The following is a 17,797-nucleotide window of genomic DNA, read 5'->3' on the forward strand; positions in this document are numbered from 1 at the left end:
GCTCGCGAACATGCCGATGGGCCGAAGGCGCTGGTCACGCCTTCGGCCCATCGAGCTGCATCTTTACCGGCGGAACTGGATCCAGTTCACGTTGACGAAGTCGGCCGGCTGGCCACTGGTGAAGGTCAGGTACACGGTGTGCGTGCCGGAGACGTTCGAGACGTTGCCGGGGATCGACGTCCACGTCTGCCAGCCACCGGTGTTGCCCACCGCGAAGCTGCCGATCGGGGCGTTGCCGCGACTGTCGATGCGCACCTCGACCAGGCCGCTGACCCCGCCACCGGCGCCGGAGGCGACCCGGGCCACGAAGTCCTTGACGCCGCCCGTACCGAAGTTGACGTTGTTGTACTGCAGCCAGTCACCGTTGGCGATGTAGCCGACGTCCTGGCCGCCCTCGGAGCTCGTCTCGGTCTGGGTGCCGGACTGGGCGTTGAACGACTCGGCCTCGATCCGCGAGTACGCGTCCCGGGTGCCGCTCGGCGGGGCGGTGGTCGGCGAGGTGGTGGGCGAGGTCGTCGGCGGAGTGGTGCTGCCGCCGGACGACTGGTAGACGGCCACGTAGTCGACGATCATCGGCACGCCGGACTGGGTCGACGCGGTGGGCCCGCCGCCGAACGCGGCCGGGAAGCCGCCGCCCATGGCCACGTTAAGGATCATGAAGAACCCGTGGTGCAGGGCGTTGTTCCAGGTCGTCGCGTCGAGCTGGGACGAGTTCAGCGTGAAGTAGTTGTTGCCGTCGAGGTAGAAGCGCAGCTGCTCGGGCGAGACGCTGCGGTCGTACTCCATCGCGTACGTGTGGAAGCCGGTCTGGCAGCCGGAGCAGGCGCGCTCACCGCTACCGAGCCCGGTCGTCTCGTTGCAGGGACCGCCGGAGGCGGTGCCGCAGTGCAGCGTGGAGAAGACCGACGACCGGCCGTTGATGTCCTCCATGATGTCGATCTCGCCGATGCTCGGCCAGTTGGTCGCCCCGACCGGCCGGGCCGCCGCGCCGAGCGCCCAGAACGCGGGCCAGTAGCCGGCCGCCGCCGCCCCGCTGACGTTGGGCTGCTGAATGCGCGCCTCCATGCGCAGCTTCCCGCCGGCCGGCGCCGCGAAGTCGGTGCGCTGGGTCTCCACCCGGCCGCTCGTCCACTGCCCCGACGAGCTGCGGATCGGCTTGATCACCAGGTTGCCGTTGCCGTCCTGGTAGACGTTCTGTGTGGAGTTCGTCATCGTCTCGACCTCGCCGGTGCCCCAGTTGGCCGCGCCGCCCGGGTACGAGGTGCCGATGTCGTAGAGCCAGTTGGCCGTGTTGAGGCCGGTGCCGGCGGCGCCGGTGAAGTCGTCGCTGAAGACGGTGGTCATGCCGGCCGGGGCGCCGGGGACGGCCGCGTTGGCGTCCATGGTGAAGACGGCGGTCGCGGCGACCGCGACGGTGGCGGTGGCGACGGCGAGCCCGAACCGCAGCCGTTTTCTGGCGAGAGATGCCATCGGAGGTACGCCTTTCCGTAGGGGGGTGAGGAGGCGTGAGAGCGCTCTCACCGGCATTTCACGCTTGTTAACAGAAACTGTCAACATCGGCGGTCAACGATTGCCCGTTGTTACCGGCCGGCGCCAGATCGCGTGCTCGAGTGCCGTCCAGGCGGTGGACGTGACCAGGTAAAGCCCGCCGGCGAGGGGCATCCAGGCGACCGCGAGGACCGAGAGATAGGGCAGGTACTTCATAAACTTCAACGCCGCCGCCGGGTCGGCGGATTGCGGCGCCGCTTTACCCGGCTTCTCGGCGCCGACCGCCCTACCGCCCGCGCTCGCCGCCCCGCCGGCCGAGGCTCCTACCGCCCCGCCGGACATTTGGGACATGCGGCGCGACGACCACCAGGCCAGCGCGCCGGCGAGGGCGATCAGGACGGCGAAGACCGGCAACCCGGCGGCGAGGTGCGCGTTGAGCGGGACGCCGAAGAGCGAGCCGGCCGGGGCGTCGAGCGCCACCCGGTACAGCACCATGAAGAACGGCGCCTGGGCGAGGGCGGGCAGGAACGCGAACGGGCTGATCCCGTTGGCGCGCTGGAGGGCGAGCGTCTCGGTGGCAAGTGTCATCGGGTCGTCGCCGTGTTTCGCGCGCAGCTTCTCGATCTGCGGGGCGAGCGCGGCGCGGCGGCGCTCCCCGCGTACCTGCAGGTAGGTCAGCGGGCTGATCAACAGGCGTACGAGCAGGGTGAAGACGACGATGGCGACCGCGGCCGCGACCACGCCGAGCGACGGGACGAACAGGCCGGAGAGAGCTTGGATGGCGGTGTGCGCGGCGCCGACGACGGCGCCGGGAATGGCAAGAATGGACACGGATACCCCTTCGATCCACACAAAAAGGACACGAAGGCGGCAGCAGACGACGCTTCGGCGGCGAGGAGGGAAGCGGCGCTCTACGCTGCCGCGGGGGCACCCGAAGGCGCTCGGGACCGCGGGCGGCCCGCGGCATCGGGATCGGCCAGGCGCGGCCGGGCGGCGACCCGGGCCCGGCGGGCGAAGGCACGCACCGCGGGGGCGGCGACCAGCGCGGGCACCGGCCGGACGGCGGTCGCGGCAACGATCAATACGGCCGCGGCGACCAGCGCGAGGCCCAGCACGAGCTGAGCCGGGGCACCGGCCCGGGTCGGGTCGAGGAGGGCCACCAAATGTCCTGAGGCCGGCCCCCACAAACCCTGCAGCAGCATGCGACCAACGCTAGCTCGCGCGGGCAACAGTTTCTCGGCCGTTCCCGCCGGGTATTCGCACCGGCATGGACGCGGCTTCCGGTGGGACCACGATCTCCGAAGATTTGGCCGAGGAGGCCGAGGCTCAAGATCTCCTCACGCTCGGCATCGAGGAAGAATATCTGCTGGTCGACGCGGTTGAGCCGCGCGGCGTGGAAGCGGTCGAGCAGGTGATCGACCTGGTTCCCGAGGAACTGCGCGAGTCGGTGCAGCACGAGTACATGCGGAGCCAGATCGAGGTGGCCAGCCCGCCGCAACTCGAGCTGAGCGGTCTCCATGCGGCCATGCGCGATCTCCGCCGTACGGTCGCCGACGCCGCCGAACGAGCCGGCGCGCGCTTGCTGGCCGTCGGCGCCGGGCCCGCACCGGGACCGAACATGCGCCTGGTCGACAGCCCGCGGTACCACCGCATGCGGGAACGGTTCGGCGACCTCTCCCCCGGTCAGGGCATGTGCGGCACCCACGTGCACGTCAGCATCCCCGACCCGGAGACCGGCGTGAAGGTGCTGAACCACCTGCGGCCCTGGCTGCCGATCTTCCAGGCCGCCACCGCGAACTCCCCGCTGTTCGCCGGCCGCGACACCGGCTACGCCAGCTGGCGCTCGATGATGTGGGAGCGCTGGCCGACCGTGGGACCGGCGCCCTACCTGGAGTCGGTCGAACAGTACGAGACCCTGGTCTCCGACCTCGAGGCGACCGGCGCGATGCTCGACGAGGGCATGCTCTATTGGTACGCCCGGCTGTCCGCCCACTACCCGACGGTCGAGATCCGGATGGGCGACGTCATGCCCACCCTGGACGACGCGATGCTGCTCGCCGCCCTGGCCCGGGCGCTGGTCGCGACCCTGGTGCGGGAGGTGCGGGCGGGCATCGAGGCCCCGCGGGTGTCGCACCCGCTGCTGGTGGCCGCACACTGGCGGGCCGCGCACGACGGCCTCGAGGGCGTGGCGATCGACATGGCCACCCGCGAGCCGCGCCCGGCCTGGCGCCTGATGCGGCAGCTGTTCGACTACGTGCGGCCGGAGCTCGAGCGCCACGGCGACCTCGAGATGGCCACGGTCCTGATGGGACGCCTGCGGTCACACGGCACCGGCGCCGCCCGCCAGCGCGCCATCCTGGCCCAGCGCGGCTCGGTGGCCGACGTGGTCGACTGGCTGGCCCTGGTGACCCGCGGCGACGGCTGAGCCGAGAGAGGTGAGCAGAGCGACGATCGCTCTGCTCACCAATACGTTCGCCGCGCTACCCGAGGTAAGCAGAGCGAAATCGCTCTGCTTACCTGGGCGCGCCACTACTTCGTCGGCAGGGCCGGCAACGCGTGCTCGGTGAACGCCGGGGCCGAGGCGGCCGCGGCCGCGGACTTGCGGGCCGCCGCCAGGCTGCCGGGCACCTCGCCGGCGGTCACCGCGTACACCTTGTTGTTGGCGTCGCGCACGATGTAAGCCCAGCCACGACCGCTGGTCTTGTCGTAGACCACCACCGACGGGTCGGTGACGACCTGGGTCGCGTACGGCTGCACCCACGCCCCGAAGACGCCGGTGTTCTGGCCGGTCTCGCCCGTGTAGTAGATCGTGTTGTCGGCGGCGCGGGCCACGATGCCGACCTTGCCGGTGACCGGGTCCATCACCGCGGCGGGGGCGCCGGCCGCGACCAGGTCGGGAACCGGGGTCCAGGCGGCCTGGAACGTGCCGTCGTCGTTCTGGGCCTTGGTGACGATCGTGCCGTCGGCCGAGCGGATCACGATCCGCACCGCGTAACCGGGGCGGATCACGACGGCGGGCTTTCCGTTGAGGCCCGTCCCGCCGAGACTCGTCCAGTCGCTGAGCACGCCCCCGGCGTACGTCGCGGTCTGCAGTGCGCCGTTGGCGTCGAGGGCGAAGACCCGCAGGCCGTCCCGGGTCGGCGCGAGGGCCGGCTCACCGGTCAGGCCGCTGCCGCCGATGTACCGCCAGCCGCCGTACGGGAAGTTCGTGCCGTCCTGCGCCGACCGCCAGAGCTGACCGTTGACCAGCTCGAAGTCGACCAGCTTGCCGTCCGGCAGAACGCCCTGCACCGGGTTGGAGGAGCTCGAGCCGCCGGCGTCGCCCAGGCCGTACCACGTGTTGGCGTCCTTGGCGCTCTGCGTCATGAGGTTGAGGTCGCCGTCGGTGGCGTTGCGCGCGGAGATCTGCGCGCGGCCGTCGGCCTGCTTGTTGACCGAGACGTGGCCGGTGAAGCGCTCGTTGCCGGGGACCGCCTGCCAGACCGGGCTGAAGGTCTCCGGGTCGCTCTGGTAGCCGCGCCAGAGCGTGCCCAGCGTGTCCACGAAGCCGTAGACGAGCGCGCCGACCGCGGCCGTGCCGACGCCCGCCTGACCGGCGGCCACCGGCGCGACCGTCGTCGGCAGCGCGGTGATCGAGGCCGAGGTGGCCGGCGGGAAGTAGAACTGGTCGTTCAGCGTGGTCGCCACCGTGCCGCAGGTGTAGATGTTCACGGCGGCGTTGATCTCCTGCGACGCCTGGTAGACGTTCAGGCACTTGTTGCTGGCCACCGACTGGATCCGGTAGGTCGTGTTGCCGGCCACCGGGAGGAACTTCCAGAGGTTGTTCTTGGCCGTGTCGCTGCACGTGTACTGGTGAACCGGCGTGTTGTCGACGAGCGCGTTCTTGTACACATTGAGGCACTTGCCACTGAACTGCGCGACGATCTGATAGGTGCCGGATCCCTTGGGCACCACCCGGAACTTGTCATTGGTGAACGACGGGCTGCAGTTGTACTGAATGATTTTGGTGTCGTCGGCCGTCAAGGCATGGTCGACGTTGAGACACTTGTTGCTGTGCCCGGCCTTGATCTCGACGGCCGCATCGGGCGTGATCGCCGCCTGCGCCGCCGACGGCATGACGATAAGCGCGCCCACCAGGCCGGCCACGGCGGTCAGGGCACGGACGGCCGGTTTTCTCTTTCCCGGCTTGACATTCACGTTGATTCCTCCCCGAATCGAACTCATTCATCCTCGAAAACCGGCACCCAATCGGTCGGTAGGATCTCCAGCCCCTCCTTCCGCTCGGATCGCGCCGCGGCGTTCCAGCTGGTGACCGCGTCGTAGATGGCAAGATCCGGGTCGCCGCCGGCGAACCCGGTCCGGCCCGAGGTGACGTCCAGCAGGACGTCCTCCCCTTCGCGCAGTTCGAGCGGATAGATGAAGGCATAGCGGCGCATCTCGGCGGTCATTTCCGCGACGTCGGCTCCCTCGGGAACGAAGACCGCCATCACGGACCAGGCCAGCGGTGCGGCGAACGCGCCGGGCGGCAGGAAAAGGGACACGTAGTCGGCCAGGAACTTCGCCGTGTCGCGCAGACCGAGCAGGCCGAATCGCTCGGCCACCTCGCCAAGATCCGCCACCGCCACCACCACGACGGTCCCCGGCGCTCCGGCCGACGCCAGCAGACTCCGGAACGGCTTGTAGACGAACCGTGCCTGCCGGCGTCGAAGAACGGACGCGAACGCGAACGCCGCCCTTATCTCCTGCCTGTCCTCGCTCACCACATACCGCCTAACAGGGATCCGTGCCGCCGGTGTTGTGGAAGACCGTGATCGCTTTGAGCACCGCGCTCCCGCAGATGTGTCTGAGCTCCTGCCCGGTCTGTTTGGCCGCGTACTGCGAGGTTCCGTTCAGGATCCCTTCGACCTCCTCGACGCCGGCCATGTTGAAGCTGATCCGCCCGTTGCCCTTCGCGACCGCATCGATCATCTTCTGGGCGGTTCCGGGGGCCACATTCCGGCCCTTGTTCCAGAAGCCGGAGAAGAACGGCTCCTGTCTCCAGGACTTTCCGCCGACCTTGGTCGCGAAGTCCTCGAGACCGTTGTCGAGGCCCAGCACGAGATGCTCACCCTCAACCTTCGGCGCGGCTGCCGCACCACGTACCGCGCTCGGGTCGATGCCCCGGGCGGCCAGCTTCGCGGCGTAGTCGTCCGCCTCACCGATGGGGCAGTTGTGGACAAGGACGGCGGTGCCGGCCGCGACGACGTAGTACGTGTGGATGCCGTCGACGGTCAGGTTGTGGACCTCGCGCGTGGCCGTCCAGCTCTTCGTTGCCGTCACCTGGACGAAGGTCCCGGCACCGGTCCGCAGCATGGAACCGTGCTTCAGATCCCCGGCCGCCACCCAGCGGTGCAGATCCGGCGCCCAGAACGGGTGGCCGTCGGTGGCGTCGATGGTCGCCGTCTTCCCGCCCTTGGCGCCGTCGACGTCGACGGTCAGCTCGACCATCTGCTTCTTGCCGACGCCGACGATCAGGGCGGTAACCGCTCGTATTCCGGTCTTGCCGGTGGTCGGGTCGGTGGCGACGACCTTGTCGCCCACCTTGACGTCCTCGATCCGCTTGGTGGAGCCGTCGGCCATCAGGACCAGCGTGCCGGTGGCGAAGCTGTTGCAGCTTCCGGCGGCCTCCTTCGCGACGTTGCGCGCGCCGGCGCCCGCGGATTCGACCGCCTCGCGGCCGGCCGACCCGGCCGAGCGGGCGGCCAGAGCCTCGCCCGCCGCGCCCGCCTCGCGCGTGGCCACCGTCCGGGCGGCCGACGAGGCGCCCATCTCCAGGCCCTCCTTGGCCGCGCCGGTGACCGCGACACGGGCGCCGCTGCTCACCGCGCCGCCGCCGAACGAGCTCAGCGGACCCAACACCGCGCCGGTGACACCGCCGATCAGGGCGTCGGCGGCCATCTCCTTCCAGCCCTTGCCGCCGGCCACCAGGTCGGTGACCAACGAGCCGGCCGCTCCCGCGAGGAAACCGCAGCCGATCGCGCCCACGCCGGTCCAGCCGATCAGGGCCCCACAGCCCACGCCGACCACGGCGCCGGCCAGGCCGCCGATGATCTCGGCCTTGTGGTCGGCGATCCAGTCGCCGGCCTTCGACAGGCCCGACGTCAGCATGTTGCCGGCCGCGGCCGCCCCACTCAGCAGCGAGTTGATGCCGAGGTCCTGGGTCACGTTGCTGAAGCTCGCCACCAGCTTCGGCGCGATGCTCGTCGAGATGACCACCTTGAGGCTCTTGAGCTGCGACTTCACCATCGCGCCGACGCTCTTCAGCGACACGTGCTGGGCCGCGTAGCTGACCGCCGCGCGGGCCTGCTGCATGACCGCCTTACCGCGTTCATAGGCGGCCACCGCCCTGGCCTTGAGGGCGTCCTTCGCCCGTTGCAGGCTCGGCTTGATGGTGTTGTTCCAGGTGTTCTTGATGCTGGCGCCGACGTGGCTGATGAAGGTCTTGGTGGCGTTGTACGCGTAGTCCCAGCCCCGCTTCAGCGTGGACAGCGCGGCCCGGCCCTGGTCCACCAGCCAGGAGCCGGCGGACGAGACGAAGCTGGTGGTGGCGTGCCAGGCCGTCGACAGGCCGGAGCCGATCGAGCTGGTGACCGAGGCGACCTTGTTCAGGGCCTTGTGGCACCAGCCGCAGGACGGCCAGTTGCCGGTCGGGTCGTTGTTGCCCAGTGGATCGTCCGCGGCGTACGCGTACTTGTTCGCCAGCACCGAGTCGCCGGTCGTGTAGTCGACCGTGTCACGCGAGACGAAGGCGCCGATGCCGGGGTCGTACCACCGGGCGCCCATGTCGACCTGGCCGGTGTCCGGGTCCGTCCAGTCGCCCTGGTAGCCCACATTCGACTGGCTGCCGGTGGTGGCGGTCTTCGTGCCGAAGGGGTCGTAAGCGGTGGAACTGTCCAGCGAACCGAGCGAACTGCCCACATTGAACGCCCCGACCACGTCGTCGTGCTCGTCGGAGATGGTCAGCTTCACCCCGCCGCCGGTCGACGAGACCGACAGCAGCGCACCATCCGGACCGCGACCGTACTTCTCGGTGCCGTCGGATACCGGATCCTGATCGGTGCCGGAATAGGAGAACAGCGCGCCGTTCCGGTTGATCACCCGGTTCAGGCCGTCGTAGACGTAGGTCTCCCCTTCGGCGCCGGTCATGCGGTCGAACGCGTCGAAGCTGTACTTGTCGGTGAGGCCCGAGCTGGTACGCGAGGCCATCGTGCCGCGCGGCGTGTACGCGTACGTGTAGTCGCTGTCGCTCAGCAGCCGGTTTCGCTCGTCGTAGGTGGCCGTCTTGGGCCCGGCTCGGGTCCGGTTGCCGGCGTTGTCGTACCCGTACTGCACCGTCCCGGAGGCCGAGGTCCACGACGTGAGGCGCCCGGCGTCGTCGTAGCCGTAGACGTTGCTGCCGGCCCCGGCGGTCCCGGTCGTGTCCTTGCCGATGACCTTGTCGGTCAGGTCGTACTTGTAGGTGATCGACGAGACCGTGCCGCCGCCGCTGTTCTTGAGCGTGTCGGAGGTCAGCCGGCCCAGATCGTCGTAACCGTAGCCCCGGACGCGCCCGGCGCCGTAGTCGATGCTCTTCAGCACGCCGGCCGCGTCGTAGCCGAGCGTCTGGGTCACCCCGGACGCGCCGTCCTTCATCGTGGAGACCCGGCCCTTGGTGTAGCCGAAGGTGGCGGTCCCGGCCGCGTCGGTTCGGCTGGTCAGGGCGCCGTCGTCGTCGTACGTGAAGCTGCTGTTGCCGGACGGCCCGGTGGCGGTGAGCAGATCGCCGCGATCGTCGTAGCCGAAGGTGTTGGCCGAGCCGCCGCCGGACGTGATGACGGTGGGCCGGCTCTCCTGGTCGTAGGTGAGTCCGCGGCTCGCCGCCGTCGCGTCCCCGCCGCTGCCCGACTCGGCGATCAACCGGTTCGCCGCGTCGTAGGTACGGCTGCGGGTGACGCCGCCGGGCGCCACCAGGGTGGTCGCGTTGCCGTTCAGGTCGTACGCGACCAGCCACCGGCGGTCGGTCAGGGCCGGCTGCGCGGTGGTCGCCGGCTCGGTCACGCTCTCGGTGAGGCCCAGGCTGTTGACCCCGTAATACGTGGCGTTGCCGTTGCCGTCGGTGTACCGGGTGCGGTGGCCGGACGCGTCGTACCCGAAGGTCGTCGTGATCGATGTGGTGGCGCTCGTCGGCTCGATCTGCTTGACCAGCTGGTCGAGGACGTTGTACTCGAAAGTGGTCTTCTTCTTCAGCGCATCGGTGACCGCGGTGACGTTGCCGTTGTCGTCGTGGTCGTACGTCTCACGGCGCAGCTCGGTCCCGTCCGGCGCGAGTTTGATCTCGGTGACCATGTCGCCGTAGCCGTTGAAGTCGTGCCGCGTGGTGCGGCCCGCGCCGTCGGTCTGCCGAACCGCATTGCCGAAGCCGTCATAGCCCTGTTGCGTCGTCACCCCGGCCGGGTCGGTGACGCTGAGCTGCTCACCAGCCGCGTTATAGGTGGACTTGCCGACCAGTCCACCGGGCGACGTCACCTGGATCGCGTTGCCGGCGTCGTTGTAGGTAGTGGTGATGGTGAGGGTCCGGGCGACCGGCTTCCGCTCGAACGTGGTCGCCGTGACCTGCCGGTCGAGGTCGTCGTAGGTCGCCTCGGTCCGGATACCGGTGGGGCTGACCGTCGAGAGCGGCTTTCCGCTGCGCGTGTACGTGTACTTGGTGACCAGGCGCTCCGAGTCGGTACCGCCCGGAGAGTCCTTCTGCACGACCCGGTTGAGCCGGTCATAGGTGTAATACGTGACGTGCTGCCGCCCGTCCGTGGCCTCGACGACGTTGCCCAGCGCGTCGTACTTGGTCTTGACTACCGGCGGTGCGGAGACAGCCGGACCGGCCGGCGACGTATAGGTCGGGCCGTCGGTCTCGACGACGCGGCCCATCCGGTCGTACTTCGAGTGGGCGACGTTCCCCAGCGCGTCGCGGACCGCGACCGCCTCGCCGAACGCGTTGTAGCCGGTGGTCACCGTCGGGTTGGTGGTCTGGGCGGGATTCCCGCCGCTCTCCACGCTCACCGACGGCGCGATCGAGGAGATCCGGTCGCCGTTCTCGTCGTACTTGAACGTGGTCACGCCGCCGCGCGGGTCGGTCACGGTCAGCGTCAGGCCGCGCTGGTCGTACGTGTACGCCGTGGTCCGCGCCGCGGTGCCGTCGAGCTCCTTCTCCTGCTCGAGCTGGCCCTTGTCGTTGTAGACGTGGGACACCACGTTGGTGGCGCCGGACTCGACCAGCCACGGGACGTTCGACGTGTTGCCGGTGGTCGTCGTCCGGGTGACGTTGCCGAGCACGTCGTACTGGTACGTGGTGGCGCGGTTCAGGCCGGTCGGGTCGAACGCGGTCGTCGCCGTCCGGCCCAGCTTGTCGAAGGTGTTGGTGGTGGTCTTGGTGCCGTTGTCGATGACCGACTTGGTCAGGTTGCCGGCGGCGTCGTACGTGTTGTCCTCGAGGACGTAGTCGCGGGTGCTGCCGTCCGGGTTGTGGAAGTTCTTGAGAACGACCTTGGCCAGCTTGTCGTCGCCCAGGTACGTGTACTCGGTGCGGCGGCCCATCGAGTCGATCTGCACGACCATCCGGCCGCCGTAGTCGTACGCGTAGGAGTTGAGCACCACGAAGTCGCCGTTGCCGGTCTTCGTGCCGTCGTCGTCCCAGTCGTAGAGGCGCACCTCGGCGAGCTTGTTGCGGGCCGTGAACGCGTACTCGTAGTGGTTGCCGTTGCCGTCGACGACCGAGGTGCGGTTGCCGAACTTGTCCCAGCCCTCGGTCTGCTCGTCGCCCTCGGGGTTGACCGTGCGGGTCGGGTGGTTGTGCTCGTCGTACTCGATCGTGGTGACCCGCTCGGGCTCGTTCGCGTCGAGCGCGTCCTTCACCACGGTGCGGATGACGTTGCCGTCCACGTCGTACTGGTTGGTGGTGACGGCCTGGTGGCGGGTGCCGTCGACCGCGTTGACGGTGACCGGGCCGGTCGTCGTCGTGTTGTGGCCGAAGTCGTCGTACGCGAAGGTCGTGACCACCCCGGACGGGAAGCTGTCCGAGGTCACCTTCTCCTTGATCTTGCGGCCGAGCGCGTCGTACGTGTACTCGGTCACCAGCCCGGTCGGCGAGGTGACCAGGGCGAGGTCGCCGGCCGCGGTGTAGCGGAACCGGGCGACCTTGTTGGCGACGTCGGTGGTGCTCGCGGTCAGGCCGGCCGGGACGGTCTCGGTGGTGCTGCCGTACGCGATCTCGTTGCCACCGGTGTAGAGGTTCGTCGTGACCGCGCCGTCGGGGCGGGTCTCGGTGTAGACGTCGCCCGCGTTGTTGTAGGCGGTGACGGTGCGGTACGCGTTGTCGGTCGCGCTGCTCGAGCGCGGGTCGCGGGTCTCGACCGGCAGGTCGTTCTTCGGGTCGAACGGGTTGCTCGCGTTCGGCGTCGTGTAGCTGGTGTAGGACGTCTGGCAGTCGTTGGCCTTGCGGCAGGTCTTGCGCGAGGTGACGTTCCCCCGGTCGTCGAACGTCATCGTCAGGACGTTGCCGTTCTCGTCGACGACCTGGTTCTGCCGGCCCTTGTCGTCGTAGCCGAACGAGCGGATGACCGATCCGGTCAGCTCGTTCTCGCTGAAGATCGGGCCGGGCGAGTCACCCGGGATCGTCGTGCAGAACGTCGGGTAGCTCGGGTCCGGCGTCACGCAGGTGGGCGTGGGCGTCGGGGTCGGCGACGGGGTGGCCGGCAGCGGCTTGTCCTCGGGCCGGGTGTCGATGCCCAGCGGCGACGCCGTGCGCAGCGGCCGGCCGGCCAGCGCGTCGTACTCGTAGAGGTACTGACGGTCGGCCGGGTCACGGACCTCGACCGCGCGGCGCAGGTCGGTGTCGTTGCCGTAGACGGTCGGCTTGCCGATCTTCCAGGTGCCGCCGTTGCCGTCGGTGTACTCGGCGACCCGGTCGGCGGCCGTGTCGTAGGTGGCCTCGGCCGAGGTCTTGCCGCTCGGCAGGGTGGTCTTGCTGAGCTGGTCGGCCTGCGTCGTCCCGTACGACCAATGGGATTTGACCGCCTGGTCGCTCAGCGCGTGGCCGTAGACCGCCACCTCGTCGAGGCTGCCGTTGAAGTAGCGCTTGGCCGACGTCGAGCCCCAGTTCTTCCAGGCCGTCGGCGTGGTCGCCCAGCCGGCGCCGACCTGGTTGTAGGTCAGCGTGCTGTGGTCGACCGTGCCGGCACTGGCGAGCTTGGTGCCGCGCGGCACGCCGTCGACGTAGAGCGTCTGGGTGTCGGCCGAGACCGACAGCACGACGTGGTGCCAGGCGCCGTTGCGCACGTCGACGATGCCGTCGATCGGGGCCGGCGCGGCGGCCGTGGTCTTGAACTGGCCGTAGACGTGACCGTCCGAGCCGACGTAGAGCAGCGGGACGCCGACCGTCGGCGTGGTGTCGACCGCCGTGTCCTGGTAGCCGACGAGCGGGCCGCCGGTCTGGCTCGGGGTGACCTTGACCCACAGCTCGACCGCGGTGTCGCGGCTGCGCTTGACGACACCCTTGGGCAGCTCGGCCACCGAGGTCGTGCCGTTGAAGAGCGCGGCCGTGTCGTCGGTGCCGGGCAGCGCGCCGGCCTGCTCGAGGGTCACGTTCTTCAGGACCCCGGCGTCCTTGCCGAGGTTGTTGAGCATCTCGCTGGCCGCCGCGTCGGCGCCGGCCTTCTCACCGAGGCGCCAGTACGAGTCGGGGGCGCTGTCGAGCACGCTGCTGCGGTAGTGCGAGCCCGCCGCGTAGGTGTAGATCGTGCAGATCGTGCCGCCCGGGGCGCACACCTTCGTGAGCAGGTCGCCGGTGTACTCGTACGACCAGGTGGTGTTGAGGTCGGTGGTCACGCCGGAGATGTGGGTGCCGGCGGTGTTCCAGGTGATGGCCAGCTTCCGGGTGGGTGTCGCGGTGGTGTTGTTGCGCGACTGCATCCGCAGCAGGTGGCCGGTCGAGTCGTAGACGAACTCGAGGAGCCGGCCGTACTTGTCGGCGATCGTCGAGATCTTGCCGTCGCCCGAGCGGAACGTGTACGTGGTGCCCTTGAGGTCCTTCAGCACGTACGCGCTGTTCACGATGGACAGTTGCGCGGTGCGTCCGGGCGGCGCCGCGAACGTGCCGTCCGGGTTCCGGCCGAACCGCACCTGCTGCCCGTCGGCGTAGGTGACCAGCACATTGCCGGAGCCGTCCGCGTCGGCCGTGACCTTCAGGTCGAGCTGGGACATCCAACCGGCGCCGAAGGACAGGTCGCGGCGTGGGTCGAGGCTGTTGTAGCTGCGCGTGATGCTCAGCGCCGGCCCGGCGGTCGCGGCCGTGGCGTCGACGGCGGCGGTGCTGTAGTTGCCGATGTCCGGATCGAACTCGCGGTCGCTGGTGCCGTAGGGCGCGTTCGCCACCCGCGAGGTGATCTCGGGCTGCGGCGCGACCGTCACCAGCGTCGAGTAGCCGCTGGCGACCTCGGTGGTGTTGTCCTTGACGAAGGCGCGCCAGACGTACGGGGTGCTCCACTTGAACACCGACGCGGGAAGCACGAACGACTGCTTGGCCTGGTACGCCGACTGGGTGCAGCCGGTCGGCGAGCCGGTGCTGCCGACCGAGCAGTACTCGAACTTGTACTGCAGGGTCTGCTTGGGCGGCGCGTCGATGTCGACGGCCTGGGCCCAGAGCTGCGGCCGCAGGGTCGGCGACTGATAGCCGTTGGGCGGGAACAACTCGCCGACGACGGGCGGGATGTTCTGCACGCTCAGGGCGATGCGGGCCGGCGGGACCAGCTCGTCGGTGAAGACCTTGCCGCTGGTGGTCGCCATGCTGAAGTCGATGAGGTAGTCGCCGATCGGCAGGGCCCGGATCGTCGCCTCGATCGTGGTGCTGCCGCCGCGGGCCACGTTGGCGGCCAGCGGCGCGCCCACGTACTGGCCGACCCGGGCGCCGGTCTTCGCGTTGTAGACCCGGTAGACGAGCTGGAAGCCGGCCGGCGTCCAGTCCATCGCGCTCTTGTTGGTGACCGTGACCTTGACCTTGCCGCCCTGGTTCTGCAGCACCGGCGGCTTCGGGGTGGGGTTCGGGATCGCGTACTTCGCGTTGTAGGGGCTGTGCGTGACGTACAGCTTCGGCGGGTTGGCGCTGCTCGGTCCGGCGATGGTCTTCCAGGCGCTGTTGTCGGAGACCGGCGCGCGCAGCGAGATGCCGTTGTTGGCCTTGCCGTCGACCCAGCCCTGCACCAGGTCGCGGCCCTTGCTGCCGAGGTCGAAGACGGTGCCGGTGACCGGGCAGGCGGAGGCGGCCTGGCCGAACGCGATGTAGCCCTGCGCGAACGACTGGGAGGCCAGCGCCGCGCCGACCGACGGGCCTGGGTACCTGGTGGTGGTGCTCGAGCTCCACGACTCGGTCACCGGGTTGACGGTGAGCGCGCGCGGCTTGCAGGAGGGCGCCTCGTAGGACACGACCGAGAACTGGGCACTGTAGATGGTCTCGTGGGCGAGCGACGACACCAGGCCGCCGAACTTCAGGTAGGAGGCCGAGCTGTTGCCGTCGCGGCTGCCCACGGTCAGCGTGTCGCCGCCGCCACGGGTCCCGGTCTCGCTGACCACCAGGCTCTCCGAGGCGGCGCCGTTGGCCAGCACCGGCGGGTCGAGCCGCACCGGGAAGGCGCGGGCGGCGTCGGCGAGCCATTTCGGGTCGGCTTCGACGCGCAGGGCGTCACCCACCAACCGGTAGCGCACGCCGGTGGAGACCGCGCCCTTGGCGTCGACCAGGTGGCCGGCCGGGATGGTGGCGACCGTGGCGCCGGCCGCGTCGCGCAGCAGCACCCGGTTGCCGTCGGCCGCGGCGGTCAGGCCGGTGAGCCGCAGCGGGAACGTGTACGCGCTCGCGGCCTGCGCGTTGGCCAGGACCAGCGTCTCCTTGACGCCGCCCGGCTGCGCGGTCAGCTCGACGTCGACGCCGGGCCAGACGCCGGCGTAGCGGGCGGTGTCGCCGTCGACCGTCGCGGTCACCGGCCGGGCGCCGGCCGCGCCGTAGGCCAGCACGCGGCCGCCGGCCAGGGTCACCCGCACCAGCTCGGACGCGTCGGCCCGGTCGGCGAGCCAGAGGCCGACCGCGTCGGCGCCGCGCCGCCAGCCGCCGGCCGGGTCGCGGGTCAGGGTCGAGTCGATCGGGGCCCAACTGCCGTCGGGCTTGCGGTAGTTCAGCGGGGTGGCGGAGAACTCGGTGGTCTCGGTGCCGTCGGCGTTCGCGTACGTCCGCTCGTGCGTGCCGCGCCGCGCGGTGAGCTCCTTGCTGCTGCCGTCGGTGCGGAAGCCGCGGGCCGCGGGCGCCGGCGCCGCGACGTTGCGCGCGATGTTGGCCGGCGGCTCCGGGGGCTTCACCGGCGGGTACTTCGACTTCTCGGACGGCGGCTTGAACGTGTTGCGCTTGCCGTCGACCACCGGGTTCAGCCCCGAGGCGTCACCCCACCGCTGCTTCGGCGCCGGCTTGGCGTCCTTGGCGTCCACCCGGGCGTCGTGCGTGACCGCGCGCGGGTTGAGCTGGACGGCGGTCGTGCCCTCCTGCGCGGAACAGGCCGTGAGCACGAACGACAGCCCGACGGCAAGGAACAGCACGCGCTTACGGTCCTTACCGCGAGCGGGCCGGGACGTGCCGAGCAACATCTTCCACCCCCGTGTGAAGAGTCGGCGACACATCGATATGTGTAGTGCCGTGGTCGCCGCCGGTAATTTACAGCCACCGATGCTTGCGGGATAGAGTCCGAATCGGACATTTGGCGCGTGATAGCGGAACGATAGGGAAACAATGGCAACCACCGCGCCCCACAGTCGCCCGTGAGTAGGCTGAATCGCGGCAGGGAGGGGCGGGGGTGCGCCGGATGAGGCTGGTGGTCATCGGCGGGGACGCGGCGGGCATGTCGGCTGCGTCACAGGCACGCAAGCGGCTGGGCCGGGACGAGCTCGAGATCGTGGCGTTCGAGCGCGGGCACTTCACCTCCTACTCGGCGTGCGGCATCCCGTACTGGATCGGCGGCGCGGTCGCCGAGCGCGACAAGCTCGTCGCGCGCACCCCACAGCAGCACCGCGAGGCCGGCATCGACGTGCGCCTGCGGCACGAGGTGGTCGGCATCGACCTCGACCGGCGCGAGGTGGTCGCGCACGATCTCGACGGCGGCGGCGAGGTGCGGGAGGGCTTCGACCACCTCGTGTACGCGACCGGAGCGTCCCCGGTGACGCCGGAGTGGGCCCGGATACCGGCCGCCGGCATCTTCGGCGTGCAGACGCTCGACGACGGCTCGGCGATCCACGACTGGCTGTCCGCCCGCCCCTCCCCGCGGCGGGCCGTGGTGATCGGCGGCGGCTACATCGGCGTCGAGATGGCGGAGGCGATGAAGCAGCGCGGCCTCGAGGTGACGCTGCTGGAGAAGTCGCCGGAGCCGATGGGCAAGACGGTCGACCCCGATGTGGGCGCGCTGGTCCGTAAGGCGATCGGCGAGCAGGGCATCGAGGTGGTCACCAACGCGGACGTCGAGCACATCGAGACCGGCGACGGGCGGGTACGGGCGGTGGTCACCCCGAGCGGCACGCTGCCGGCCGACATCGTGGTGCTCGGCCTGGGCGTACGGGCGAACAGCTCGCTCGCGGCCGACTCGGGGCTCCCGGTCGGGGTCACCGGGGGCGTCCGGACCGATCGGCGGATGCGCGTGGTCGACGCCGACGGGGTCTGGGCCGCCGGCGACTGCGTCGAGACCCATCACCTGCTGACCGGCGGGCCGGTGCACGTACCGCTCGGCACCCACGCGAACAAGCAGGGTCGGGTGGCCGGCATCAACATCGGCGGCGGCTACGCCACGTTCCCGGGCGTGATCGGCACCGCGGTGACCAAGGTCTGCGAGCTCGAGGTGGCGCGCACCGGCCTCACCGAGAAGGAGGCGCGGGCGGCCGGGTACGCGTTCGTGACGGCCGCGGTCGACTCGACCAGCCGGGCCGGCTACTACCCCGGCGCGTCCCTGATGACCATCAAGCTGATCGCCGAGCGCCGCACCGGCACCCTGCTCGGCGCCCAGATCGTCGGCCGGACCGAGGCGGCCAAGCGGATCGACGCGCTCGCCGTGGCGGTGTGGAACCGGATGACGGTCGAGGAGATGACCGCGCTCGACCTCAGCTACGCGCCGCCGTTCGCGCCGGTGTGGGACCCGGTGCTGATCGCCGCCCGGAAGGCGACGGACGCCGTACACGCGTCGATGTAGGCCGTTTTGTGAATTGGCGGTCACAG

The 17,797-nt window shown here is 70.1% G+C and carries 8 protein-coding genes; 2 read left to right on the plus strand and 6 right to left on the minus strand.

The window, feature by feature from the left end; all coding sequences use genetic code 11:
- Positions 1-63: 63 nt before the first annotated feature.
- The 3 genes from ACQP2F_RS41285 to ACQP2F_RS41295 all read right to left on the minus strand — a co-directional run bounded on the left by ACQP2F_RS41285 (position 64) and on the right by ACQP2F_RS41295 (position 2,690).
- Entirely contained in the window at positions 64-1,470 is a 1,407-nt protein-coding gene (locus ACQP2F_RS41285; protein ID WP_433297544.1) for a carbohydrate-binding protein, read from the minus strand.
- 93 nt (positions 1,471-1,563) lie between these two features.
- Positions 1,564-2,319: a YidC/Oxa1 family membrane protein insertase gene (locus tag ACQP2F_RS41290; protein WP_433297546.1), complete on the minus strand. Its 756-nt coding sequence runs from the start codon at positions 2,317-2,319 to the stop codon at positions 1,564-1,566.
- 80 nt (positions 2,320-2,399) lie between these two features.
- Entirely contained in the window at positions 2,400-2,690 is a 291-nt protein-coding gene (locus ACQP2F_RS41295; RefSeq protein ID WP_433297548.1) for a DUF6412 domain-containing protein, read from the minus strand.
- A 65-nt stretch (positions 2,691-2,755) separates the two neighbouring features.
- On the opposite strand from ACQP2F_RS41295, the gene ACQP2F_RS41300 reads away from it, so the two are divergent.
- A complete protein-coding gene (locus tag ACQP2F_RS41300) occupies positions 2,756-3,913 on the plus strand; it encodes a carboxylate-amine ligase (RefSeq protein ID WP_433297550.1) in 1,158 nt (385 codons plus the stop codon).
- A gap of 104 nt (positions 3,914-4,017) precedes the next feature.
- Here the strand turns inward: ACQP2F_RS41300 and ACQP2F_RS41305 are convergent, their stop codons facing one another.
- From ACQP2F_RS41305 to ACQP2F_RS41315, 3 genes are all read right to left on the minus strand, one after another.
- A complete protein-coding gene (locus tag ACQP2F_RS41305; protein ID WP_433297552.1) occupies positions 4,018-5,685 on the minus strand; it encodes an RICIN domain-containing protein in 1,668 nt (555 codons plus the stop codon).
- 23 nt (positions 5,686-5,708) lie between these two features.
- Positions 5,709-6,113, minus strand: a complete 405-nt coding sequence (locus tag ACQP2F_RS41310) for a hypothetical protein (protein WP_433297554.1) — start codon at positions 6,111-6,113, stop codon at positions 5,709-5,711.
- A gap of 145 nt (positions 6,114-6,258) precedes the next feature.
- Positions 6,259-16,137 carry a polymorphic toxin-type HINT domain-containing protein gene (locus ACQP2F_RS41315; RefSeq protein ID WP_433297556.1) on the minus strand — a complete coding sequence of 3,293 codons (9,879 nt, stop codon included), beginning with the start codon at positions 16,135-16,137 and terminating at the stop codon, positions 6,259-6,261.
- A 263-nt stretch (positions 16,138-16,400) separates the two neighbouring features.
- Between ACQP2F_RS41315 and ACQP2F_RS41320 the strand changes: the two genes are divergently transcribed.
- Positions 16,401-17,771, plus strand: coding sequence for an FAD-dependent oxidoreductase (locus tag ACQP2F_RS41320; RefSeq protein WP_433297558.1), 1,371 nt, complete (start codon positions 16,401-16,403; stop codon positions 17,769-17,771).
- The last annotated feature ends 26 nt before the right edge of the window (positions 17,772-17,797 follow it).

It is taken from the genome of Actinoplanes sp. CA-030573 (assembly GCF_050951115.1).
In the GTDB taxonomy this organism is placed as follows: domain Bacteria; phylum Actinomycetota; class Actinomycetes; order Mycobacteriales; family Micromonosporaceae; genus Actinoplanes.